Source organism: Pantoea sp. UYEF8 (assembly GCF_040546285.1).
Classification (GTDB): domain Bacteria; phylum Pseudomonadota; class Gammaproteobacteria; order Enterobacterales; family Enterobacteriaceae; genus Pantoea; species Pantoea brenneri.
This window is the reverse complement of the sequence record NZ_JBEPNM010000007.1, coordinates 179,265-202,185: the sequence shown is the minus strand read 5'-3', so window position 1 is coordinate 202,185 and position 22,921 is coordinate 179,265. Positions and strand designations below refer to the sequence as shown.

The following is a 22,921-nucleotide window of genomic DNA, read 5'->3' as shown; positions in this document are numbered from 1 at the left end:
CCGCGCTTATTTCTGGCGTATTGTGTCACATTTCCGCCGCTAAAGAGAGCGCATCCCATGACCATTGAATGGTGGCTGACCTACCTGCTTACCACCACAATTCTTAGCCTGTCGCCCGGTTCGGGCGCTATTAATACCATGAGTACCGGCATCAGCCATGGTTATCGCGGCACGGTTGCCTCGATCTCCGGTTTGCAGGTCGGGCTGGCCGTGCACATTGTGCTGGTCGGGATCGGTCTGGGTGCGCTGTTCTCCCAGTCGCTGCTGGCGTTTGAAATTCTCAAATGGGCCGGTGCTGCCTATCTGGTGTGGCTTGGCATTCAGCAATGGCGATCGGCTGGCGGCATCGATCTTGATGCGGTTGCCAAAGCGATGCCGCGTCGTCGTCTGTTCAAACGCGCCGTTCTGGTTAACCTGACCAACCCGAAAAGTATCGTTTTCCTGGCCGCGCTGTTTCCGCAGTTCATCCAGCCGCATCAGCCGCTATTGATGCAGTACGTGGTGCTGGGCGTGACCACCGTGGTGGTCGATATTATCGTGATGATTGGCTACGCCACCTTAGCGACGCGCATTGCGGGCTGGATTAAAGGGCCGAAGCAGATGAAGCTGATGAACCGTATTTTTGGCGGGCTGTTTATGGCGGTGGGTGCGCTGCTGGCCAGCGCGCGGCGCATTGCCTGAGAGCTACCAGCCGGTGAAAAAGACGCAATCGCCCTGCCCTCTGGCGATTGTGGCGCGGCCTGGCGATGAACCGGCCGCGCGCGTTCCGCCTTAGCGGGAAATGATCAGATGAATACCAAAGCCGGCAAACAACACGCCAGCCATGCCATCGACCCACTTCGCCAGGCGCTGATACCTGTTACGCATCCACGGCATTGCGAAGATAGCGGCAACCAGCGCAAACCAGGCAAATGTCTCGCCGATAATCAGTAAGAACAGGCCCCAGCGCTCGGCTGCACCGACGTCATCGCCGACAAACAGGGAAAATACGCTGCCGAAGTAGATGATCGCTTTAGGGTTGGACAGGTTGGTCAGCAGACCCTTGATGAAACTCATGCCACGTTTCGGCAGCTCAACCACCGGCTCATCCTGCTGCGGCTGTTTATGACGCTGACGCGCTGAACACATCAGCTGCCAGCCCATCCACAGCAGATAAAGACCGCCGCCCACCATAATGATCTGATGCAGCCAGGCCATTTTCTCCAGAATCAGATGCAGCCCCATCAGCGCCACCCCGGCCCAGACCACGATGCCGAGTGTAATGCCCAGCACGCCCATCATCGCCTCTTTGCGTGAACGGCTGGCGGCGGTTTGCGAAACGAAAAAGAAATCGGGGCCGGGGCTCATCAGTGCGACCAGATGAACCAGTGCCACGGTGGCGAATAACATCAGCATTATTAGTATCCTTTACTCTTCATCATCAAGATGCTCTTTGATCATCACCAGGAAAGGTTTGCCAAAGCGCTCCAGTTTGCGGTGACCGACGCCATTGACGCTGAGCATCTCTGACGCGCTAACCGGCATCTGTTCTGCCATCTCAATCAGCGTGGCGTCATTGAACACCACGTAAGGCGGAATATTCTCTTCATCAGCGATCGCTTTACGCAGCTTGCGCAACTTGGCAAACAGTTTGCGATCGTAGTTGCCGCCATAAAATTTCGCCGAACTGTTGCTCTTCGGCTTCGCGGTAATCAGGCGCGGCACTGCCAGCATCAGCGGCACTTCGCCGCGCAGCACCGGCCTTGCCGCTTCGGTTAGCTGCAGCGCTGAATGCATCGCGATGTTTTGCGTCACCAGTCCGAGGTGAATCAGCTGACGTAACACGCTGACCCAATGCTCATGGCTCTGGTCTTTGCCCAGCCCATAAATCGGCAGTTTGTCGTGACCGTGCTCGCGGATCCGCTGGTTATTGGCACCGCGCAGCACTTCGACAATATAGCCCATACCGAAACGCTGGCCGACGCGATAGATACCGGACAGCGCTTTCTGCGCCTCGACCAGTCCGTCGTAACGCTTGGGCGGATCGAGACAGATATCGCAGTTGCCGCACGGCTGCTGTCGGCCCTCACCAAAATAGTTGAGCAGCACCAGACGGCGACAGGTCTGCGCTTCAGCAAAGGCGCCCATCGCGTTGAGCTTATGACGCTCAATGTCCTGCAACGGGCCTGGCGCTTTCTCTTCGAGACATTTTCGCAGCCACGCCATATCCGCCGGATCGTAGAGCATCATCGCCTCGGCAGGCAGGCCATCACGCCCCGCTCGCCCGGTTTCCTGATAGTAGGATTCGATGTTGCGCGGGATATCGAAATGCACCACGAAGCGGACGTTGGGCTTATTGATGCCCATCCCGAACGCCACCGTGGCGACCACGATTTGCAGATCGTCACGCTGGAATGCTTCCTGAACCCGGGCGCGCTGCTCGCTGTCAATGCCGGCATGGTAGGCCCCGACGCTCAGTCCCCGACTTTGCAGGCGCGCGGCGGTATCTTCGACCTTCGCCCGGCTATTGCAGTAGATAATGCCGCACTTACCGCGCTGATCCTGCACGTAACGCAGCAGCTGCTCGGTAGGTTTAAATTTTTCGACCAGCGTGTAGCGAATATTGGGACGGTCAAAGCTGCTGATCTGGATCAGCGGATCCTGCATATGCAGCAGGTTAACGATATCGTTACGGGTGGTTTCGTCGGCGGTGGCGGTCAGCGCCATCACCGGCAAATCCGGAAAACGCTGACGCATCTGCCCCAGCGCGCCATATTCCGGACGGAAATCGTGACCCCATTGAGAAATACAGTGCGCTTCGTCGACCGCCAGCATGGCCGGCTGCCAGTACGCCAGATTCTCCAGGAAGTTATCCATCATCAGGCGTTCTGGCGCGATATAAAGCAGCTTAACCCGACCGGTACGGCAATCTGCCATCACCGCCTGCTGTTGCTCACGCGTCATGGTCGAATTGAGATACGCCGCCGCAACACCGTTGGCCAGCAGTTGATCGACCTGATCTTTCATCAGCGAAATCAGCGGCGAGACCACCAGTGTCAGCCCCTCGCGCACCAGCGCCGGAATCTGATAGCACAGTGATTTACCGCCGCCGGTCGGCATCACGACCAGACAATCACGCCCGCTCAGCGCCTGGTTGATGATCGTCTGTTGACCGGGACGAAACTGCTGGTAGCCGAAGGTATCCTGCAATACCTGCTGCGCCAGCGCTTCCTGATTTAGGACTGCCGAGGTTGCCACTCTATTCCTGTCTTACGTAATTGATTAGAACAAGTCGTTAAGCGTTACGCCTACACCCAGACGGGTCTGACGATGGTCGTAATCGATCAGCGATTCGCCATAGCCGCTAAACACCTGGGTATAGAAGCGAACATGCTCCGAGATCGGATAGCTCCAGGCCATGGTCGCGCCGCCATAACCGCTGTTCCAGTTATAGTTGCCTTCGACGCTAAAGATGCTGTCGCCGAGCTTATAGCCAACTTTGGCGCGGTAGTAACCCATATATTTGGTGATATCGGGATTATCATCGCTGCTTTCGCCTTCCGGAATCCGGTACCAGGGTTTGATTTCCGCCAGGAAATTCCCGTTCTCCGCCATCAGGCGGGTATAGACGCGGTTCCAGCTACGTGAGGTCGGGTCGCTTCGGCCATTGGATTCATGGTTCAGGCCCACTTCCACGTCACGCAGCGTCCAGCCAGCAAAAGAATAATCGGTTGCCCAGCCGAGGAAAATCTGAGGCTCATAGTTGGTTTCGCGGAATGGTGATGATTCGCCGCGATTCGACAACTGCCACCAGGAACGCTGCGTATATGAGGCAGCCAGCACCGAGTTATCGCCCAGGATACCGCGCCACAGCGGGAATGCCAGACTGAGCTGGAATTTTACCTCATCCTTACGGGCGTTTTCTGCCCAGTTGTAGGAGGAGATCGCCTCTTTATTGAGATCGCTGGTGTAAGTGTAGAGAAGATAGTTGTTCTCGTAAGGATAGAGGACGAACGGATTATCATGCTTCTCCAGCAGGTTAGCGATGATGCTGCCACGAACCTGCGGCGCGTCATGCACTTCTTTAACCTGAGCTTCGTCCGCCTGCGCCAGTGCAGGAAGTAATAACATAGCCGCCAGCAAGGCGCGATGCTTACGCATAAAATTCTCCGGTGAGCGCTGCGTAGTAAAAATTTCTGAAAGGGTGTCGTAAAAAGCAGGCCATTCTACACGCAAATGGCAGTGAAGATGAGAGCTGATTTCTTAAACTGGAAACCCCCTCGCGAGCGGCATAGAATACACATCTCATTAACATTACGCGCCCCTCTGGCCCGAATTTTTCAGGACACTTCATCATGTCATCACTTGTGCTGACGCAGCAGGATGCCCGCCGTCTGGTTGGCGAGATTTTCGTCTACCACATGCCGTTTAATCAGGCGCTAGGTCTGGAGCTGACGCGGCTGGATGCCGACTATGCCGAAATCAGTTTCGCCAATCAAACCATGCTGGTCGGCAACACTGCCCAGCAGATTCTGCACGGCGGCGTGATCGCTTCCGTGCTGGACGTCGCGGCGGGCATGGTGTGCGTCAGCAATGCCCTGACGCGCCAGGAGAGCATCAGCGAAGAGGAGCTGCGTCAGCGCCTCTCCCGCATGGGCACCATCGATATGCGCGTTGACTATTTGCGTCCGGGACGCGGCGAACGCTTTACCGCCACCAGCAGTCTGCTGCGCGCCGGTAACAAAGTCGCGGTGGCCCGCGTCGAATTGCACAACCAGCAGGGTGATTATATCGCTACCGCAACCGCCACTTATCTGATCGGCTAATTTCGCCTTACAACAGGACAGACATGGATACGCAACAAACTCGCCAGGGCGTTGGCTTTGCACTGGGCGCTTACTTTATCTGGGGCATCGCCCCGGCTTATTTCAAGCTGGTAAAAAATGTTCCGGCAACCGAAATCATGACGCACCGGGTAATCTGGTCAGCCCTGTTTATGCTGATCCTGATCTCCCTGACGCGCAGCTGGCCAGGCGTTCACAGCGTCCTGCGCCAGCCGAAAAAAGTGCTGCTGCTGGCACTTACCGCGCTCACTATCGGCGGCAACTGGCTGCTGTTTATCTGGGCGGTGAATAACCAGCATATGCTGGAGGCCAGTCTCGGCTACTTTATTAACCCGCTGATCAACGTAGTATTTGGCATGCTGTTTTTGCGCGAGCGTTTTCGCCGCTTACAGTGGCTGGCAGTGGTGCTGGCTACCGTCGGTGTGCTGGTACAGCTCTGGCAGTTCGGTTCGCTGCCGATTATCGCGCTGGGTCTGGCGCTGAGCTTTGCTTTTTATGGGCTGTTACGCAAAAAGATTCAGGTGGATGCGCAGAGCGGAATGCTGATTGAAACCCTGTGGCTGTTTCCGCTGGCGGCCATCTACCTGTTTGGTTTTGCCGACAGCGCCACCAGCCATCTATCGGCCAACCCGCTGAGCCTGAACCTGAAGCTGGTGGCGGCAGGTATTGTCACCACCATTCCGCTGATGCTGTTCGCTGCCGCCTGTAGCCGCCTGCGTCTCTCTACCGTCGGCTTCTTTCAGTATCTTGGCCCGACGCTGATGTTCGTGCTGGCGGTGGTGTTCTACGGCGAAACCATCACGCCAGACAAAATGGTGACCTTTGGCTTTATCTGGCTGGCACTGCTGGTGTTTGTCTGTGATGCGGTGGCATTTTCATTCCGTGGCCGGCCGCGCATAGCGTGAGATAAAGCGCGCCATTGCCGGACCGGTCAGCAGGATGGTAAACAGCCGCAGCGTCTGTAATGCCATCACAAAGGCCATATTGACCTGGGTTCCGGCAGCAATAATCGCCACCGTGTCCAGTCCGCCTGGGCTGGTGGCGAGATAAGCCGTCATCAGATCGATGTGCAGTACGCGCGTCAGCATCCACGCCAGTCCGCCACACAGCAGCATCAATCCAAAGATCGACGCCAGCATCTGCGGCAGCGTGCGCAGAGCCAGCAAAAATACCGGCCGGGTGAAGCGCAGGCCGACGCTCCAGCCAATCAGCGCGTAAGCCAGTGCCAGCAGCCATTCCGGCACCTGCAAAATTGCCATCCCGCTGGTGTTCAACGCCGCACCCGCCAGGGCAGGCAGCAATAAGGCACCGGAAGGAATGCGCAACCGGGTCCCGAGCCATGCTCCAGTCAGCATCACCGCCAGCGTTACCGCAAAACCGCGATTCAGCGGCGGGAACCACAGCAGCGAAACGCTATGGGCCGCATCGCCCAGTCCGATCCGGGCCACCAGCGCCGCCGCAGTGGCGACAAACAGCACCCGCAGATATTGCATGAATGCCACCAGCCGCACGTCGGCACCGAAATCGCCAGCCATCGCGACCATTGCCGATGCGCCGCCCGGTGACGATCCCCATGCGCCGGTCGGGCCGGGCAGATGACTGAAGCGGACCAGCAGAAAGCCTGACAGGCCGCTGGCCGCCAGCGTCAGCAGCAGCACCGCCAGCACCACCGGCCAGTCCTGAATCAGCGGAGTCAGAATAGAGGGCGAAAGGCTCTGCGCAATCATGCAGCCCAGTACCGCCTGCGCCAGCAGAAACAGCCGTTTATCAATGCGCATTGTCGCGCCTGACAGCCCCATCACCACACCGACAATCATCGGTCCCAGCAACAGCGCGGCGGGCAGATGAAAAAATTGCAGCACGCCGCCCAACAGCACCGAGCTGAATAACAGCAGTGTCCACTGCGCGCGCAACGAGAGTGCATCCATAAGAAGTTAATTATTTGTAAAAAGAGGGGGTAAGATTACGCAGAAATGCAGACGGGGACCAGCAAAACGGGCCGTCTCAGACGACCCGCTGCCTGCTTTATAACCAGTTCTTACGTTTAAAGTAGAGATAAGGCGCCAGTCCGGCCAGAATCATCAGGCCAATCGCGGCGGGATAACCAAAGCTCCACTTCAGCTCTGGCATAAACTCAAAGTTCATTCCGTAGCTTGAGGCGACCAGCGTCGGCGGCAGGAACACCACCGAAACCACCGAGAAGATCTTGATAATGCGGTTCTGCTCGATGTTGATGAAGCCCATCGCCGCCTGCATCAGGAAGTTCACCTTCTGGAACAGCGATTCGTTATGCGGCAGCAGCGACTCGATATCGCGCAGGATTTCACGCGCCTGCTCCAGCTGATTGCCCGGCAAACGCGCTTTACGCACCAGGAAGTTGAGCGCGCGCTGGGTATCCATCAGGCACAAACGCACCTTCCAGCCGATATCTTCCAGTTCGGCTAAACGCGACAGCGCCAGATCGTACTCTTCGCCCTGCTGACCTTCCATGATCACCCGGCTCAGTTTTTCCAGGGCGCTATAGATGTTCTCAATCTCATCCGCCAGCTGTTCGATTTTGGTTTCAAACAGGTCGAGCAGCAGCTCAAACGCATTGCCGTCGATCAGCGTCTGATTACGGGCGCGCATGCGATAGAGCCGAAAGGCCGGTAGTTCGCGTTCACGCAGCGTATAGAGACGGCCTTCACGGATGGTGAACGCCACGGTGGAGTTACCGGCGTGATCTTCAGCATCTTCATAGAAGAAGAAGGAGTGTATATGCAGGCCATCTTCATCTTCGAAGAAGCGCGCCGAGGCCTCAATATCCTCCAGCTCTGGCCGGGTTGCCAGGCTCTGACCGAGTTCGGATTGCACCCGGTCACGCTCGCCCTCTTCCGGTTCGATCAGATCGACCCAGACGGAGGTGGTCAGTTTGTCGTTTTCGTCTTCCAGCTCCAGACGCGTCAGGCGGCTGTGATCCAGTTTAAATGCGCTCAGCATAGCAATACTCCCCATTGCAGACTAAATGGGACAAGGCAGTCCGCCGTTCACCAAGCGGAACGGGCAACCTGAACACGGAAACACAGTTTCAAGGGTAAATCAGTGCTGACTCGTGCGACGGGATTAGAAAAGGGAGGTCGCTGATAACCGCTAAGGCTACCCGCGTAGAGAGGTAGCCTTAGATGTTATTCCTGTTATCCAGGTTAGTGAGCCAGCATCGACTGGGCGTGTCCAAGGCATTGTCCTCTCATGATAATAGTGGGCGCATGTTACGCTGAGACGAAAATGTCGTCAACCGCAGGCTACAGGGTTTCCAGTTTGGCGTAAGCCGCCACTAACCACTTGATTCCCTGCCCCTGGAAAGCCACCTGCAGGCGGCTATGCTCACCGCTGCCTTCCAGATTAATGATGGTGCCTTCACCAAATTTCGCGTGATGCACCCGCTGGCCCAGCGCGAAACCGCTGTCGTTTTTGCTTATCGGCGCACCCATCCGCTGATGATTCACCGGACGGCTGACGCTGGCGCGTAAGCGCACTTCTTCAATGCACTCTTCCGGCAGCTCGCCGATAAAACGTGAAGGACGGTGATACACTTCTTTACCATACAGTCGGCGGGTTTCGGCGTAGGTTAGCGTCAGCTTGATCATCGCGCGGGTCACACCAACGTAAGCCAGTCGACGTTCCTCTTCCAGCCTGCCGCCTTCGTCCAGCGACATCTGGCTCGGGAACATCCCCTCTTCCATGCCGACGATAAACACCTGGCTGAACTCCAGCCCTTTCGCCGAGTGCAGCGTCATCAGCTGCACCGCATCCTGCCATTTGTCGGCCTGGCCTTCGCCTGCCTCCAGCGCCGCGTGCGATAAAAAGGCCTGCAGCGGCATTAAGTCTTCATCTTCATCCTGATAGCTGAACTGGCGTGTGGCGGTTACCAGTTCCTCAAGGTTTTCAATTCGCGCCTGACCTTTTTCACCTTTCTCCTGCTCATACATCAGCCACAGACCGGAGTCTTTGATCACCCGGTCAGTCTGGACGTGCAGCGGCAGCTCTGCGGTTTCCGTCGCCAGCGAATCGACCAGTTCACAGAAACGTTGCAGCGCCGACGCGGCCCGGCCAGCCAGCGCGCGGGTTTGCAGCAGTTCGCGCGTTGCCTGCCACAGCGTCATCTGTCGTTCACGCGCGGTCTGGCGCACCACGTCGAGCGTACGATCGCCCACGCCACGCGTCGGGGTGTTAACCACGCGCTCAAATGCTGCGTCATCATTGCGGTTGGCCATCAGGCGCAGATAGGAGAGCGCATCTTTGATCTCCTGACGTTCGAAGAAGCGCATACCGCCATAAATACGGTATGGCATACTGCTTTGCAGCAGCGCCTCTTCCAGCACGCGTGACTGGGCGTTGCTGCGATAGAGAATGGCGCAATCATTCAGCGCGTTGCCGTTTTCCATCCACGTCTTGATGCGGTTTACCACGAAGCGCGCTTCATCCAGCTCATTGAAGGCGCAATAGATGGAGATGGGTTCGCCGTCGCTGCCGTCGGTCCACAGCTCTTTACCCAGACGGCCGTTGTTGTTGGCGATCAGGGCGTTGGCGGACTTCAGAATGTTGTTGGTTGAGCGATAGTTTTGCTCAAGGCGGATGGTTTCCGCGCCGGGGAAATCCTGCAGGAAGCGCTGGATATTCTCGACCTGCGCCCCACGCCAGCCATAGATAGACTGATCGTCATCGCCGACGATGATCACCCGGCTGCTGTCCCCCGCCAGCATGCGGATCCACGCATACTGAATGTTGTTGGTATCCTGGAATTCGTCCACCAGCACGTTGGTGAAGCGTTCGCGGTAGTGATTCAGAATGTGTGGCTTATTGAGCCACAGCTCATGGGCGCGCAGCAGCAGTTCAGCAAAGTCGACTAAACCGGCACGGTCACAGGCTTCCTGGTAGGCCTGATAGATACGCAGCCAGGTCTGCTCAACCGGATTGCCATAACTTTCAATGTGCTTTGGCCGCAGACCTTCATCTTTTTTGCCGTTGATGTACCACATGCCCTGGCGAGCCGGCCACTGCTTCTCATCCAGATTCATCGATTTGATCAGGCGTTTTAGCAGCCGCAGCTGATCTTCACTGTCGAGGATCTGAAAGTCCTGTGGCAGATTGGCATCCAGATGGTGGGCACGCAGCAAGCGGTGCGCCAGGCCGTGGAAGGTACCGATCCACATGCCGCCCTGGCTGGTGCCGATCAGCTGCTCGATACGGTGACGCATCTCGGCCGCCGCTTTGTTGGTAAAGGTCACCGCCATAATCGAGTAAGGCGAACAGTTTTCGACCGACAGCAGCCAGGCGATGCGATGGACCAGCACCCGCGTTTTTCCACTGCCCGCGCCTGCCAGCACCAGCAGGTTACTGCGCGGTGCCGCTACGGCCTCGCGCTGTTTGTCATTCAAACCGTCGAGCAGTTCAGAAACGTCCATAAGCCCCGTTTACCAAAGAAAAAAGGTCGTCACCCGGTCTGTTACGCCTGACGCCAGGCGACGGCTGCCGGTGTCCGGCCTGCGGCGGGAACAAACCCGGCTGCCGCCACGGCCGCAGCGCGAAAGTAAGGGAGACGACTGGATAAATTTACAGCCATTATAGCAGTGAGGTGAGTGATGCCAACTGCGAAATTTCGACATGCGGCAACAGGCGCGCATCGGCGATCTGCATCAGGTTGCCCTGACGCAGGTTAATCCAGCAGGCCTGCATACCGCAACGCAACGAGCCAGCCACATCGGTGGTGAGGTCGTCGCCGACGTGCAGAATGTGCTGAGGGGCGATGTTAAGCCGCTGTGCCGCCAGCTGATACATATCCTGCCACGGCTTCGCACGTCCATCCGGCCCCGCCCGCAGCGTGAACCGGAAGTAATCGGCAATGCCCATTTTTTCCGGGCAGGCATTGCCGTTGGTGACCGCCACCAGCGGGACTTTCTCCGCCAGGATTTTCAGCGTCTGATGGGTCTCATCCGGCATCTCAACCTGACTACGCCATTGATGAAACACCGCCATGACCTGCTCCGCTCCGGCCGTCGCATCAGCCGCAGACAAGCCGATATTGAGCATCGCCAGCTCAACCGAACGCCGCCGCCACTCCGACACATCGTGGTAGATCTCCGGTTCACGCAGCAGCAACTCATCGCGCAGCGCCTGATAAGCCTGCGGCGTAAAATCGCGCAGCGCCGGATGAAAAGCCTGTAACGCCGCGTGGGACTCAGCGGTGGTCCGGCGGATCACCGGATGGTTATCATACAGCGTGTCATCAAGGTCGAAGGTAATCGCTTTGATGGCAGCCAGCGGACGATAAAACTTCATTCGTTCTTTCCTCGTTTGGCCCGGGGATGCGCAGCATCATAGACCGAAGCCAGATGCTGAAAGTCGAGATGGGTATAAATCTGGGTGGTCGAGAGATTGGCATGGCCCAGCAGCTCCTGCACCGCGCGCAAATCACCGCTCGATTCCAGCAGGTGAGTCGCAAAGGAGTGCCGCAGTTTATGCGGATGAATATGGCTGGTCACGCCCTGCTTAATGCCCCATTCGGCGAAACGCTTTTGCACGTTGCGCGCCGATATCCGGTTGCCGCGCGTAGAGAGAAACAGCGCGTCATCCTGGCCGCCAAAGCTGGTGCGCAGCGGCAGCCACTGCTGGATCCAGCTGACCGCGGTACGGCCAATCGGCACACGACGCTCTTTGCTGCCTTTACCCACAACCCACACTTCGCCGGAATCGAGATCGACATGACGGCAATCCAGATTCACCAGTTCAGAGAGACGCAGACCACCGCCGTACATCACTTCCAGCATGGTGCGGTCGCGCACCGCCAGCGGATCGCTGGGATCGATCTCCAGCAGCTGGTTTACGTCATCGACATCAATATTTTTCGGCAGATGGCGCGCCTTACGCGGCGTCATCACTCCTTTCGCCGGGTTCGCGCTGAGCAAACCCTGGCTGACCTGCCAGTCGAGAAAGCTGCGCAGCGCGGAGAGGCGTAAGGCAAGACTGCTGGCGGCCAGACCGGCGCGACGACTGCGTGCCGCCATGCTGCGCACCTGCGCCGGTTCAAGCTGCGTCCAGGCGCTGAGCTTCATCTCATCGGCAATCGCAACCAGCGCCGCCAGCTGGCGGGCATAGCTGCTCTGGGTCAGCGGACTGAGCTGGCGCTCCACCTTGAGGTAGCGCAGAAATCCGTCGACGGCCTCCTGCAGCGCGCTGCTCATGCGCGTTCGATCCAGCGAGTCAGCAAATCAGGCATCATCTGTGACAGGTGCTGCAGCAGCAAGGTACCCATGCCAGATTGATAATGCTGGCTGTCGCGGCTGCTGAAGATCAGCACGCCCAGATCGCCGGCTTCGCCCATCAGCGACATCGCGACCGAACCGATCGCTTTCGCCTGCGGTAGCAGCAGCAGTAATTCCGGGCCATTGATATTGCCCAGATAGTGATGCTGATTACCGAAGCGCTGGATGCGCAGCGGCTCAAAGGCCTGACGCGACAGGCTAAGCTGGAAAAAATCCGAAGGCGCGCCGAGCTGCCATTTATCGCTGAAGAGCCGCACGTTGGCCCCGGCCAGGCCGAGTTCACGCGCCCAGCGGTGCAGACGGTTCAGCATCTCCTGCAGCGAATCCGCTGCCGCCAGATGGCTTTGCAGCGCCAGCAAGCGATCAAACAATTCGTGATTGGCGGTGGCCTGTTCCATCAGCAGGGTAATCTCTTCTTCCAGCTGCTGGATATGGTTACGCTGCCGCGCCATGTGCCACTCAACCAGTGACACGCTACCGCGTACCGGATGCGGCACCGCCATCTGTTCAATCTGGCGGGCGTTGCGGATGAAGAAATCGGGATTTTGCCGCAGATAATCACTGACGGCCTGATCGTCCAGCAGGACCGTACTGTCCGCCTGCTCTTCGATATTTTTCATAGATGAATAAACCCATCGTAGACATGTGTGGCGGGACCGGTCATGTAGAGTGGCTGACCCGCCCCCTTCCAGGCGATATGCAGCGTTCCGCCGGGCAAATCAACGCGCACTTTCGGCGCCAGAATACCCTGCTGAATGCCGCACGCAACGGCAGCACAGGCTCCGCTGCCGCACGCCTGCGTTTCCCCTGCGCCGCGTTCATACACGCGCAGACGAATGTGTTCCGGATTAATGATTTCCATAAAGCCGACGTTAACGCGATCCGGGAAGCGCTCATGGCTTTCCAGAATCGGCCCCAGCAGTTCAACCTGCGCGGTTTTCACGCTTTCGACCTGAATAACGCAGTGGGGATTGCCCATGGAAACTGCCCCCAGCATCACCGTCTGCTCGGCCACGCGCAGCAGATAGAGATTCTCGGCTTTATTGGCGCGAAACGGCACCTGCTGCGGCTCAAAGTTGGGCTCGCCCATGTTGACGCGCACCTGATCGTCCGGCGTCACGCTCAACACCATACGGCCATTCTGGGTACTGACGCGAATATCACTTTTGTTGGTCAGCCCTTTCAGCTGAACGAAGCGGGCAAAGCAGCGCGCGCCGTTGCCGCACTGCGCGACTTCGCTGCCATCGGCATTGAAAATGCGATAGTGGAAATCGAGATCGGGATCGTAAGGCGGTTCAACAATCAGCAATTGATCAAAACCGATCCCCAAATGACGATCGGCCAGCCGGCGGATCAACTCCGGCGAGAAAAAGACGTTTTGTGTCACCGCATCGACCACCATAAAGTCGTTGCCGAGACCGTGCATTTTGGAGAACTGCATTTTTAGCTCCGCCGGATAAGCCATTATATTAGTTCGCTTGCGCGCTCGAATCGCCGGTCACCAGACCGTTGACATCCGCTTTAGAGGCGTCTGCTTTCTGGCGTTCAGTCGGGGCTTGTTGCTTCTTCGGCTGGTCCTTCGGCGGGAAGTAAAGCGGCCCTTTCAGACCACAACCGGCAAGGCTGGTCACGGCCAGCGCCATCGCCAACAGGCTTATCACTTTCTTCATTCTTTATGCTCTTCATGTCCTTTACCTGGATGCTTATCATCGCAGTTGAAGTTGGAAAAGCAACAGGAAATCCCCGCAAATAGCGTGAGCAGAGTGTCAGGCCGGAAAGACGACGGCCACCTGAGCAGGCAGGCGGCCGATCGGGTTCAATGCACCTGATAGCGCGGTTGATAGTCGCCGTTGTCGTTATCAGGCGGCGAGGCGCACAGCTGCGTCAGCGTCTGGCTGCGGAACGGAATCACCTGGAAACGTTCACCGGTATTCACGATCTGATAGAACTGCGGCAGGTTGAAGTTGATAAAACTTGAGCCGTAGGTAAAGCGATCGTGCGACGAGGAGTAGAAACGGCTGACGTCTCGCACCAGCTCCTCTTTGCTGCCTTCGCAGTGATGGTAAACCTCAACCCGGTTAGTCTCATCAAGAATGTAGATGTTGAAACCGCGCTCATCGGTGGTGTTTTCAAAGAAGAACTGGATGATGCCTTCGCTGGCATAGCCGTTAACCACCGGCGGCAGCGGCGTCTGGTTGGTTTCCACCTTGATCGACAGACCGTGCAACTTGTTATTGGAAATCGCGCCGTAAAATTCGACGGCGTTTTCCAGCTTCTGTACCGAAACGCTCATGCGTTCAAAGAACAGACCCCAGGTCTGGCCGGCCATACGCAGCGCTTTGAAACGGCCCGGCTCCTGTCGCGTACTGGAAAGCCGTAGCTCAATGCATTCCGACACCAGTTGCTGCACGCGGGTCCGGATCAGCCCGCGCAGATGCTGGCTGTAGCAGAACACTTCGACCGTATCCGGCGGCGCGGCATCCTGATGCATCTTGCCAAGAATGGTTTTCAGCCCTTCGATCATCGCCTGTTCGCCGCTGAAGTGCAGCGTACGCACTTCATTCCACGAGTTACGATAGAGCAGGTCGATACTGCCAATCAGGCACTGCTGCTGCTGGCCGAAGCTGAACACGTCGAGCTTACGGAAGTCGAAGTGCACCACCTGATTACGGAACGCCGAGGTTGGATCGTGCTCGAGGTTGACGATAATCGCGAGGTGACGAATTTCACACGGGCTGTAGAGCGCTTTTGGCGTCGGGGCCGGCAGGCGAAGCGGGAAATGACTGGAGACGTCATTGACCAGCTCCTGCAGACGCGCCAGATCGCAGATCTCATTGCCTTTAATGTGCAGCCGGGTTTTGCGGGTCAGCAGACCGTTAAACCACGCCCACGCCACCAGCTTATTCAGATAGCGGTTATATTCCAGCGGCTGATGGCTGATGATCGAATCCATGTCCGGTGCCTGATTATACAGGTACCAGCCAGCGCGGTTGGCCCGGCCAGGCGGCACATGAATAAAGGTCAGGTTCGGCTCAGAAAGATCGGGCGAAATCTGCGGGTTGACCAGGGTAACCTTGCCTGGCAGTGCTTCAAACGCGGCGTACAGTTTACGGGTCAACACGCCGATGTCCTGCGGACTCGCGCTGACGCTTAAATTGTTGCGGCGGGCAAACCGGATCAGGTTGCGATAACTCTGCATCATCGCATCCAGCAGTTCATTGTGCGCTTCACGCACCCGCTCGATTTTCCACTCTGCGCGGTTATCCAGGATGGCTATTTTCTCGTCATCCCAGCCCCACTCTTTCACCAGCTGCGACAGAATTTCACGCCGCCATCCGGTGCGATGCTGATGTTCTTCGGTGCTGAGTTTCTCGCACACTTTGAGGTAGAAACAGCGGCGCACCAGATCGAGACGTGGCTGATCGTCCACGCTGGTCAGATAATGCGTAACGCGTTCCAGCATCATGCAATAGGGATCAAGCCCGAAGCAGATGATTTCGCCGTCGTGCAGGCGCTGTTTGATGTCCATCGCCAGCAGTTGTGTATTCGGGTATTCCCAGCTGTAGGCTTCCAGCAGCAGGGTTTTCAGCACCGCTTTATACGGCGAGTCGATACTTTTATACAGCTGCCACAGGCTGGCACCGAAGTACTCTTCCGCCGACAGCGTGCCAAGGCCGCCCAGATCGAGCCATTCGTTTGGCGTCAACACACCCTTGGCGTAGAGCGACATCACATAGTCGTCATAATGGTGCTCTTCTTCACCGGGCACCATGTTCCACAGGATACGTTTACCCGCCATGCGCACCGCAGTGCGGTAAAACTCGTCCAGCAACAGAATATGTTGGGTCGAACCGCAATCTTCACCGCCCAGATTACCGCTTTCGTTATGCCGGAAACGGTTCTCATCGATCAGGAAGAAGCTCACTTCCACGCCCATCGAGACGCACCATTTCTGCAGCATGGTACATTTACGCTGCAGATTGAGGCGCTCTTCATTGTCCAGCCAGGATTGATGACAGACCCAGATGTCGAGATCCGACACGCTGTTCTGACCGACCGACGAGGTGCTGCCCATCGAATAGATCGCGGTGATCGGCATTTCGCCTTTTGGCGCATCGGCAAGGCGCAGATCGCTGTCGCCGGTCAAATCGGCCAGTAGCTGACGCTGATTTTCATCAGGCGTGAAGAAGCTGATGCCATGTGGAACGTTACCTTCAAGGTAACCCGGCATCTGCGGATGTTGATAATGTAATAAGGTTGGCAGCAGACTGTAGACGCGCTGAAAAGCGGGTCCCATGGCAGCCAGTGCACGATCGACGCGCAGCTGGTTGATTGCATCCAGTCTCTGTTTCAGTGTCTCAATGTAGAGGTACAAGACGTTTCGCCTGATTGTCCCAGTGTTTAAGCACCCTGTTTCCACCATCTGCCGCTTATAAAGTGAAAAAGTGGGCAGATTATTGCTGGAAACGTGATCAATCTAACACTCGGCAGATTGACCGTAAAGAAAGTTGCGCTACTTAACAGTTTAGCACGTTCTTACTGGCTTCCCGCCTTTTCAGCATCGGTATCAAATGAGCCTTGATAAATCGGGCCTAATCCGTGAGCAGGCCGTTTTCAATCCGTTGAAACTGACAGCATTCCCTCATAGATGATAGGATATTCAGTGAACGATCAAAATGGTTAACAGCATGTTAGACAAAATTTTCAGAATTGCTACAAGACAAAGCCCGCTGGCATTATGGCAGGCACATTATGTACAGCAACGCTTGATGAGCGCCCATCCTGGCCTGCAGGTTGAGCTGGTGCCGATGGTCACCAAAGGTGACATTATCCTTGATACGCCGCTGGCTAAAGTGGGCGGCAAGGGGCTGTTTGTCAAAGAGCTCGAACAGGCGATGCTGGATGGCCGGGCCGACATGGCGGTGCACTCAATGAAAGATGTGCCGGTCGATTTCCCTGCCGGTCTGGGTCTGGTCACCATTTGCGAGCGCGATGATCCGCGCGATGCGTTCGTTTCTCATCACTATGACTCCATTGATGCCCTGCCGCATGGCGCGGTCGTCGGCACCTCCAGCCTGCGCCGTCAGTGTCAGATCAGCGCCCGTCGTCCGGATCTGGTGATCCGCTCGCTGCGTGGCAACGTCGGTACCCGATTGGGTAAACTCGATGCTGGCGACTATGACGCCATTATTCTGGCCGTCGCCGGACTGAAGCGCCTCGGACTGCAGGATCGGATCCGTCAGGCGCTGCCGGCAGATGTTTCCCTGCCCGCGGTCGGTCAGGGCGCGGTCGGCATTGAGTGCCGTCTCAACGACAGCCACTTAATCAGCCTGTTGCAGGCGTTAAACCACGATGATACCGCCGTCTGCGTCAAAGCAGAACGCGCCATGAATACCCGCTTAGAAGGCGGTTGTCAGGTGCCCATCGGCAGCTTTGCGGTGCTGGAAGGCGATGAGCTCTGGCTACGTGGCATGGTCGGCGCGCCGGATGGCAGCGTGATGGTCAGCGGCGAGCGCCGCGGGCCGCGCGATCAGGCAGAACAGATGGGCATTTCACTTGCCGATGAGCTGCTTAACGGCGGCGCGCGTGAAATCCTGCGTGAAGTTTACCAGGGGCAGCCGCCGGCATGACCATTCTGGTGACGCGTCCGGAACCCGCAGCAGCAGAGCTGGTATCACGCCTGCATGCCCTGGGTAAGCAGGCATGGAGCCTGCCGCTGATTGAATTCGCGCCGGGCGTCGACCTGCCTCATCTGCCGCAAAAGTTAGCCGATCTGCAACCTGGCGATCTGGTTTTTATCCTGTCGCAGCAGGTTATCCACTACGCTCAACACGCCGTCACAGCGTGGCCCCCCGGGCTGGACTATTATGCAATTGGTCGATCCACTGCGCTGGCGTTCCATACCGTCAGTGGTCAGCAGGTGACCTGGCCGCATGCACATGAAACCAGTGAAGAGTTAATTCAGTTAAATACGCTGCAGCAGGTTGCCCATAAGCGTGCGCTGATTTTGCGCGGTAACCCCGGCCGGGAGCTACTGGCGGAGACCTTAACGCAACGCGGCGCAGAGGTGTCGTTTGCCGCCTGCTACCAGCGCTGTCAGAAACACTATAACGGTGCGACAGAAGGCCGGCGATGGCGCGATCGCGGCGTCTCGGTGCTGGTGGTGACCAGTGGAGAAATGTTACAACAGCTTTTTTCGCTGTTCCCCGCGATCGATCGCGAGGAATGGCTGCTCAACTGCCGACTGATTGTCGTCAGTGAACGTTTGGCTACCCTGGCCGCAGGATTGGGTTGGCAGGATATTCAGGTAGCCGATGGTGCCGATAACGATGCGCTATTGCGCGCGTTACGCTGAACTTTAACAATGGGATGTGCCACATATGACGGAACAAAAAGACTCCTCCGCCATGGTTGAAGAAACCACCCCAGCGGTCGACCGCTCTGCTGCCAGCAACGCCACACCACCCCGTAAAGCAAAAAACGGTGGCATGGTGCTGGGTGCGGTTGCGATCGTCATTGCGCTGGCGATTGGTGCAGGTTTATACCTTAATGGGAAACATCAGGCTGATTTACAGGCACAAACCAACCAGCGTCTGAGCGAACAGCTTAGCGCGCTTCAGCAGCAGGCCAGCAACGACAAACAGCAGCTAACGCAGCAGCTGAGTAGCACCGAAACCGCGCTGCAGAAGGCGGAAGCCCAACAGGGCGCCTCTGCCAAAGAGCTGGAAACGCTGCGTGAGAAAGTGGCTGTGATTTCAGGCAACGACGTGCGCAGCTGGTTGCTGGCGCAGGCGGATTACCTGGTGAAACTGGCGGGTCGCAAACTGTGGAGCGATCAGGATGTCACCACCGCCGCCGCGTTGCTGAAAAGCGCCGATGCCAGCCTGGCTGACATGAACGACCCGAGCGTGATGAATGTCCGTCGCGCGTTAACCCAGGATATCAGCACCCTCTCATCGGTCAGCCAGGTCGACTATGATGGCGTGATCCTGAAGCTGAATCAGCTGTCGAACAATGTCGACAATCTGCGTCTGGCCGATAACGACAGCGATGATGCGCCGATGGACAGCGACGGTGGTGAGCTGTCAGGTTCAGTGCGCGAATGGCGGCAGAATCTGGTGAAAAGCTGGCACAACTTTATGGATGACTTTATTACCATCCGTCGCCGTGATAACACCGCACAACCGCTGCTGGCACCTAATCAGGATGTTTATCTGCGTGAGAACATTCGTTCCCGTCTGCTGATTGCCGCTCAGGCGGTTCCGCGTCATCAGGATGAGATCTACAAACAATCGATCGACACCGTCTCCGCCTGGGTTCGCGCCTGGTACGATACCAATGATGCCGCCACCAAAGCGTTTCTCGCCCAGCTGGATGAGCTGAGCCAGCAGAGCATCAATATGGATCTGCCGGACAACCTCGAAAGCCAGCCGTTACTTGAGCAGCTGATGCAAACCCGCGTGCGGAACCTGTTAGCGCAACCCTCTGCCGCTGCTAATCAGCAGGGAGGCTAAGCATGCTTAAGGTATTTATCCTCTTTATCCTGCTGATTGCTGGCGTGGTGCTGGGACCGATGATCGCGGGTCATCAGGGCTACGTGCTGATTCAGACCGATAACTGGAATATCGAGACCAGCGTGACCGGGCTGGTGATTATCCTGATCATCAGCCTGCTGGTGATTCTGGCCGTGGAATGGCTGCTGCGTCGCGTGCTGCATACCGGTGCCCGTACCCGCGGCTGGTTTACCGGTCGTAAACGTCGTCGCGCCCAGCGTCATACCCAGTCCGCGCTGATGAAGCTGGCGGAAGGCGACCATCGTCAGGTTGAAAAACTGCTGTCTAAAGATGCCGATCATGCCGATGTGCCGGTCGCCAACTACCTGCTGGCGGCGGAAGCAGCCCAACAGCGTGGCGATGAAGTCCGCGCCAATCAGCATCTGGAGCGGGCGGCTGAACTGTCAGACAGCAACACCATCCCGGTGGAAATTGCCCGTGCGCGTATTCAGCTGGCGCGTAATGAAGATCACGCCGCGCGTCACAGCATCGATCGTTTACTGGAAGTTGCGCCGCGCCATCCTGAAGTGCTGCGCCTGGCCGAGCAGGCTTATATCCGTACCGGCGCCTGGAGCGCCCTGCTGGATATTCTGCCAGCGATGCAGAAAGCACAGGTTGGCGATGACGATCACCGCGCTGCCCTGCAGCAACAGGCCTGGCTGGGCCTGATGAGTCAGGCGATGGCCGATCAGGGTAGCGACGGACTGAAGCGCTGGTGGGGCAATCTGAGCCGCAAAACCCGTCAGGAAACCACGCTGCAGGTCGCGATGGCTGACCACCTGATTGAGTGTGACGATCACGATACCGCGCAGTCAATCGTCCTGGAGGGGCTGAAACGCCACTATGACGATCGGCTGGTGCTGCTGATGCCACGCATCAAGAGCGGGAATCCGGAAGCGCTGGAGAAAGCGTTACGCCAGCAGATTAAACAGCATGGTGCTACGCCGCTGCTGCACAGTACGCTGGGTCAGCTATTGATGCGTCATGGTGAATGGCAACAGGCGGCCGAAGCGCTGCAGCAGGCGCTGGCACAGCGTCCTGATGCGTTCGACTATGCCTGGCTGGCGGATGTATACGATCGCCTGCGTCGCCCGGAAGAAGCGGCAAAGATGCGTCGTGAAGGCTTATTGCTGACGCTGAAGAACAATCCCGGCGCCTGATTGGCCGGAGAGAAAGATAAAAGCCGGGCTTGCCCGGCTTTTTTGTGCCCGACATTTACCGCCAGCCGGCAGTAAACCGCAGATAAAAAAACACCTGCCATAGGCAGGTGCAAGATCAGGTCGGTAAGACAACCGGGAGGTACCTGACTCAACGTGGTGTCTGTTAACCCTGTAAGACTTTCGCGATACAGGCAGGCAGACAACAGGTACCTAAAAATTGGCTCTGCATCATTCCCAGGTTTATGTTGCATCAGCAAACATAAGAGGTGGAATGAGCATCTACAGGTTTATTATTGCATAATTCATGCCAGCTTAGATTTTATTTTCAAAGCCTTTTAAATCAGCTACTTAATAAAAATACGGAATAAGGTGACGTAAACAGCCTGCCGCGAGTGTCGGTATTCAGCGACACCGGTCCGCTTCGCTGTCTCTCTCTGGAGACAGCCACGAGAAACTGTCGGACATCCTTATAAAATCAACAGGTTAACTGTCGCAGAATAGCGACGCGGCCGGTCTTTCGCTAACCGACAGACGAAAAAAAACCTGTCTTTTCAGACAGGTTTCTAAAATGGTCGGCGAGAGAGGATTACCGGGCTCTGCGAGCCTGCCCTGCGGGCCGTTGCTGAAGCAACGTTGTCTCGCTGCGCTCGGCTCAAACCTCCTTCGGAGGTTCTCATCCTCTTTTGCTACAGACGAAAAAAACCTGTCTTTTCAGACAGGTTTCTAAAATGGTCGGCGAGAGAGGATTCGAACCTCCGACCCACTGGTCCCAAACCAGTTGCGCTACCAAGCTGCGCTACTCGCCGATTTTTTTAACTGTTTTGCCTGGTGCGAAGAGAGGGACTTGAACCCTCACGTCCGTTAAGACACTAACACCTGAAGCTAGCGCGTCTACCAATTCCGCCACCTTCGCGTATCCCAGCAAAATCTGGGGTGGCTAATGGGACTCGAACCCACGACAACTGGAATCACAATCCAGGGCTCTACCAACTGAGCTATAGCCACCACTGTACCGAATGTTACAAGTTTAAAACCTGCAGCATCTAAATCTTTACTGCCAACTAACGCGGTAAATCAAACCACCGAAGCTCATGCGCACAAACGATATGGCGCGCCCGACAGGATTCGAACCTGAGACCTCTGCCTCCGGAGGGCAGCGCTCTATCCAGCTGAGCTACGGGCGCGTAGCGCCGTTGCGGATGTGCATACTAGAGATAAGCGCCCATCGTGTCTAGTGCTTTTTCAATAAAAAAACGCGTTTGATTACGCTTTGTGCATTTCGTCGACAAATAGTGCACTTCTCCCCACCTTCCGGGTAAAAATGCGGCATTAATCAGCAATATCAGAGATCGCCACGCCAGTGGTAGCGCAAATATTTCAGCAGTTTTAATTGCCTGCGCCAGCGGCCTGGCTGCCTGATCAACCGATAAAGCCATTCCAGTCCGAGTCGCTGCCAGATTTTAGGTGCGCGCTTCACATGACCGGTGAAAACATCATAGGTGCCACCGACACCCATATAGAGCGCATCAGGCCAGTGGGCGCGGCACGCCAGCATTAACAGCTCCTGGCGAGGTGAACCCAGTGCAACCGTCACCAGCTTCGCACCGCTGGCGGCCACGCGGGCAAACAGCGCATCCTGATCGGCTGGCGCAAAATAACCATCCTGCGCCCCGACAATGTTTACATTCCACTGACGACGCAGCTTGTCGCAGGTTTCATCCAGCACCGCCTGACGCCCACCGATCAGGAACACCGGGGTGCCCTCACGTCCGGCCCGCTCCATCAGGGCTTCCCATAAGTCTGCGCCAGCAATGCGCTGTACCGACGCCTGCGGGTATTTTTTACGGATTGAACGGACGATACTGATGCCGTCCGGATAGGCGAACTCGGCCTGCGTTAACAGGTTACGTAATCCCTCATCCCGTTCGGCAGTCAGAATCTTTTCTGCATTGATGGCGACTAAGATGCCGCTCCGCACGCCCTGCGGCGGCATTAAAAAATCCACCGCCGACGGCATGCTGTCGAAGCCATACAGCGCGACGCCGCGAATCCGGTACTGCGGCGAGTCAGGTAACTTTGTCATA

Annotated in this window: 21 protein-coding genes, 4 tRNA genes and 1 other RNA gene; 7 read left to right on the top strand and 19 right to left on the bottom strand. The window is 56.9% G+C overall.

The features are described 5' to 3' along the window. The first annotated feature begins 57 nt into the window (after positions 1-57). On the top strand, positions 58-681 hold the full coding sequence (rhtB, locus tag ABIB18_RS15090) for a homoserine/homoserine lactone efflux protein (protein ID WP_031375031.1): 624 nt from the start codon (positions 58-60) through the stop codon (positions 679-681). A 90-nt stretch (positions 682-771) separates the two neighbouring features. Here the strand turns inward: rhtB and rhtC are convergent, their stop codons facing one another. Genes rhtC through pldA form a run of 3 tightly spaced genes read right to left on the bottom strand, consistent with a single transcriptional unit; the run spans position 772 to position 4,140 of the window. Continuing rightward, entirely contained in the window at positions 772-1,395 is a 624-nt protein-coding gene (rhtC, locus tag ABIB18_RS15085; protein WP_031375032.1) for a threonine export protein RhtC, read from the bottom strand. 12 nt (positions 1,396-1,407) lie between these two features. Further along, positions 1,408-3,237: an ATP-dependent DNA helicase RecQ gene (recQ, locus tag ABIB18_RS15080; protein ID WP_031375033.1), complete on the bottom strand. Its 1,830-nt coding sequence runs from the start codon at positions 3,235-3,237 to the stop codon at positions 1,408-1,410. A gap of 24 nt (positions 3,238-3,261) precedes the next feature. Then, positions 3,262-4,140: a phospholipase A gene (gene pldA, locus ABIB18_RS15075; RefSeq protein ID WP_031375034.1), complete on the bottom strand. Its 879-nt coding sequence runs from the start codon at positions 4,138-4,140 to the stop codon at positions 3,262-3,264. A 194-nt stretch (positions 4,141-4,334) separates the two neighbouring features. Between pldA and ABIB18_RS15070 the strand changes: the two genes are divergently transcribed. Together ABIB18_RS15070 and rarD are read left to right on the top strand one after the other, a co-directional pair. Beyond that, the gene (locus ABIB18_RS15070; protein WP_031375035.1) at positions 4,335-4,805 is read left to right on the top strand and encodes a thioesterase family protein; all 471 of its coding nucleotides are present in this window, start codon (positions 4,335-4,337) and stop codon (positions 4,803-4,805) included. A 23-nt stretch (positions 4,806-4,828) separates the two neighbouring features. Beyond that, positions 4,829-5,728 carry an EamA family transporter RarD gene (gene rarD / locus ABIB18_RS15065; protein WP_069728604.1) on the top strand — a complete coding sequence of 300 codons (900 nt, stop codon included), beginning with the start codon at positions 4,829-4,831 and terminating at the stop codon, positions 5,726-5,728. Here rarD and ABIB18_RS15060 read toward each other — a convergent pair. From ABIB18_RS15060 to ABIB18_RS15015, 10 genes are all read right to left on the bottom strand, one after another. Further along, positions 5,699-6,751, bottom strand: coding sequence for an AbrB family transcriptional regulator (locus ABIB18_RS15060; protein WP_046289561.1), 1,053 nt, complete (start codon positions 6,749-6,751; stop codon positions 5,699-5,701). The two genes, rarD and ABIB18_RS15060, sit on opposite strands and share 30 nt — an antisense overlap. A 97-nt stretch (positions 6,752-6,848) precedes the next feature. Further along, entirely contained in the window at positions 6,849-7,802 is a 954-nt protein-coding gene (corA, locus tag ABIB18_RS15055) for a magnesium/cobalt transporter CorA (protein WP_031375037.1), read from the bottom strand. A 178-nt stretch (positions 7,803-7,980) separates the two neighbouring features. After that, entirely contained in the window at positions 7,981-8,037 is a 57-nt protein-coding gene (ysgD, locus tag ABIB18_RS15050; protein ID WP_353846917.1) for a YsgD/CorL family protein, read from the bottom strand. A gap of 67 nt (positions 8,038-8,104) precedes the next feature. Further along, positions 8,105-10,267 (bottom strand): DNA helicase II, encoded by a 2,163-nt coding sequence (gene uvrD, locus ABIB18_RS15045; protein WP_031375038.1) that lies wholly within the window; start codon positions 10,265-10,267, stop codon positions 8,105-8,107. 157 nt (positions 10,268-10,424) lie between these two features. Then, positions 10,425-11,141: a 5-amino-6-(5-phospho-D-ribitylamino)uracil phosphatase YigB gene (gene yigB, locus ABIB18_RS15040; RefSeq protein WP_031375039.1), complete on the bottom strand. Its 717-nt coding sequence runs from the start codon at positions 11,139-11,141 to the stop codon at positions 10,425-10,427. Then, positions 11,138-12,043, bottom strand: a complete 906-nt coding sequence (gene xerC, locus ABIB18_RS15035; RefSeq protein WP_046289560.1) for a tyrosine recombinase XerC — start codon at positions 12,041-12,043, stop codon at positions 11,138-11,140. The genes yigB and xerC overlap by 4 nt, the downstream gene beginning before the upstream one ends. Beyond that, on the bottom strand, positions 12,040-12,744 hold the full coding sequence (locus tag ABIB18_RS15030) for a DUF484 domain-containing protein (protein WP_031375040.1): 705 nt from the start codon (positions 12,742-12,744) through the stop codon (positions 12,040-12,042). The genes xerC and ABIB18_RS15030 overlap by 4 nt, the downstream gene beginning before the upstream one ends. Next, on the bottom strand, positions 12,741-13,565 hold the full coding sequence (dapF, locus tag ABIB18_RS15025) for a diaminopimelate epimerase (RefSeq protein WP_031375041.1): 825 nt from the start codon (positions 13,563-13,565) through the stop codon (positions 12,741-12,743). Before dapF ends, ABIB18_RS15030 begins: the two co-directional genes overlap by 4 nt. 28 nt (positions 13,566-13,593) lie before the next feature. Next, entirely contained in the window at positions 13,594-13,794 is a 201-nt protein-coding gene (gene lptM, locus ABIB18_RS15020) for an LPS translocon maturation chaperone LptM (protein ID WP_031375042.1), read from the bottom strand. 146 nt (positions 13,795-13,940) lie between these two features. After that, entirely contained in the window at positions 13,941-16,499 is a 2,559-nt protein-coding gene (locus ABIB18_RS15015; RefSeq protein WP_031375043.1) for a class I adenylate cyclase, read from the bottom strand. A 313-nt stretch (positions 16,500-16,812) separates the two neighbouring features. Between ABIB18_RS15015 and hemC the strand changes: the two genes are divergently transcribed. From hemC to hemY, 4 genes are read left to right on the top strand one after another with little or no spacing between them, the layout of a single operon-like run. Then, positions 16,813-17,754, top strand: a complete 942-nt coding sequence (gene hemC, locus ABIB18_RS15010; protein WP_046289559.1) for a hydroxymethylbilane synthase — start codon at positions 16,813-16,815, stop codon at positions 17,752-17,754. Beyond that, positions 17,751-18,479: a uroporphyrinogen-III synthase gene (gene hemD / locus ABIB18_RS15005; protein ID WP_354474667.1), complete on the top strand. Its 729-nt coding sequence runs from the start codon at positions 17,751-17,753 to the stop codon at positions 18,477-18,479. The genes hemC and hemD overlap by 4 nt, the downstream gene beginning before the upstream one ends. 25 nt (positions 18,480-18,504) lie before the next feature. After that, entirely contained in the window at positions 18,505-19,638 is a 1,134-nt protein-coding gene (gene hemX, locus ABIB18_RS15000) for a uroporphyrinogen-III C-methyltransferase (protein ID WP_031375046.1), read from the top strand. Between the two features lie 2 nt (positions 19,639-19,640). Beyond that, entirely contained in the window at positions 19,641-20,837 is a 1,197-nt protein-coding gene (hemY, locus tag ABIB18_RS14995) for a protoheme IX biogenesis protein HemY (protein WP_031375047.1), read from the top strand. A gap of 569 nt (positions 20,838-21,406) precedes the next feature. Here the strand turns inward: hemY and ABIB18_RS14990 are convergent. The 6 genes from ABIB18_RS14990 to wecG form a co-directional block, all read right to left on the bottom strand. Beyond that, positions 21,407-21,535, bottom strand: a non-coding RNA gene (locus tag ABIB18_RS14990) — RtT sRNA. 31 nt (positions 21,536-21,566) lie between these two features. Continuing rightward, positions 21,567-21,643: transfer RNA gene (locus tag ABIB18_RS14985), tRNA-Pro, on the bottom strand. A gap of 20 nt (positions 21,644-21,663) precedes the next feature. Then, positions 21,664-21,750 (bottom strand) — tRNA-Leu (locus ABIB18_RS14980). 16 nt (positions 21,751-21,766) lie between these two features. Beyond that, a tRNA-His gene (locus ABIB18_RS14975) sits at positions 21,767-21,842 on the bottom strand. Positions 21,843-21,944: 102 nt separating this feature from the next. Continuing rightward, positions 21,945-22,021: transfer RNA gene (locus tag ABIB18_RS14970), tRNA-Arg, on the bottom strand. A gap of 158 nt (positions 22,022-22,179) precedes the next feature. Beyond that, complete coding sequence (wecG, locus tag ABIB18_RS14965; protein ID WP_031375048.1) at positions 22,180-22,920, bottom strand: lipopolysaccharide N-acetylmannosaminouronosyltransferase; 741 nt, start codon at positions 22,918-22,920, stop codon at positions 22,180-22,182. Between the last annotated feature and the right edge of the window lies 1 nt (position 22,921).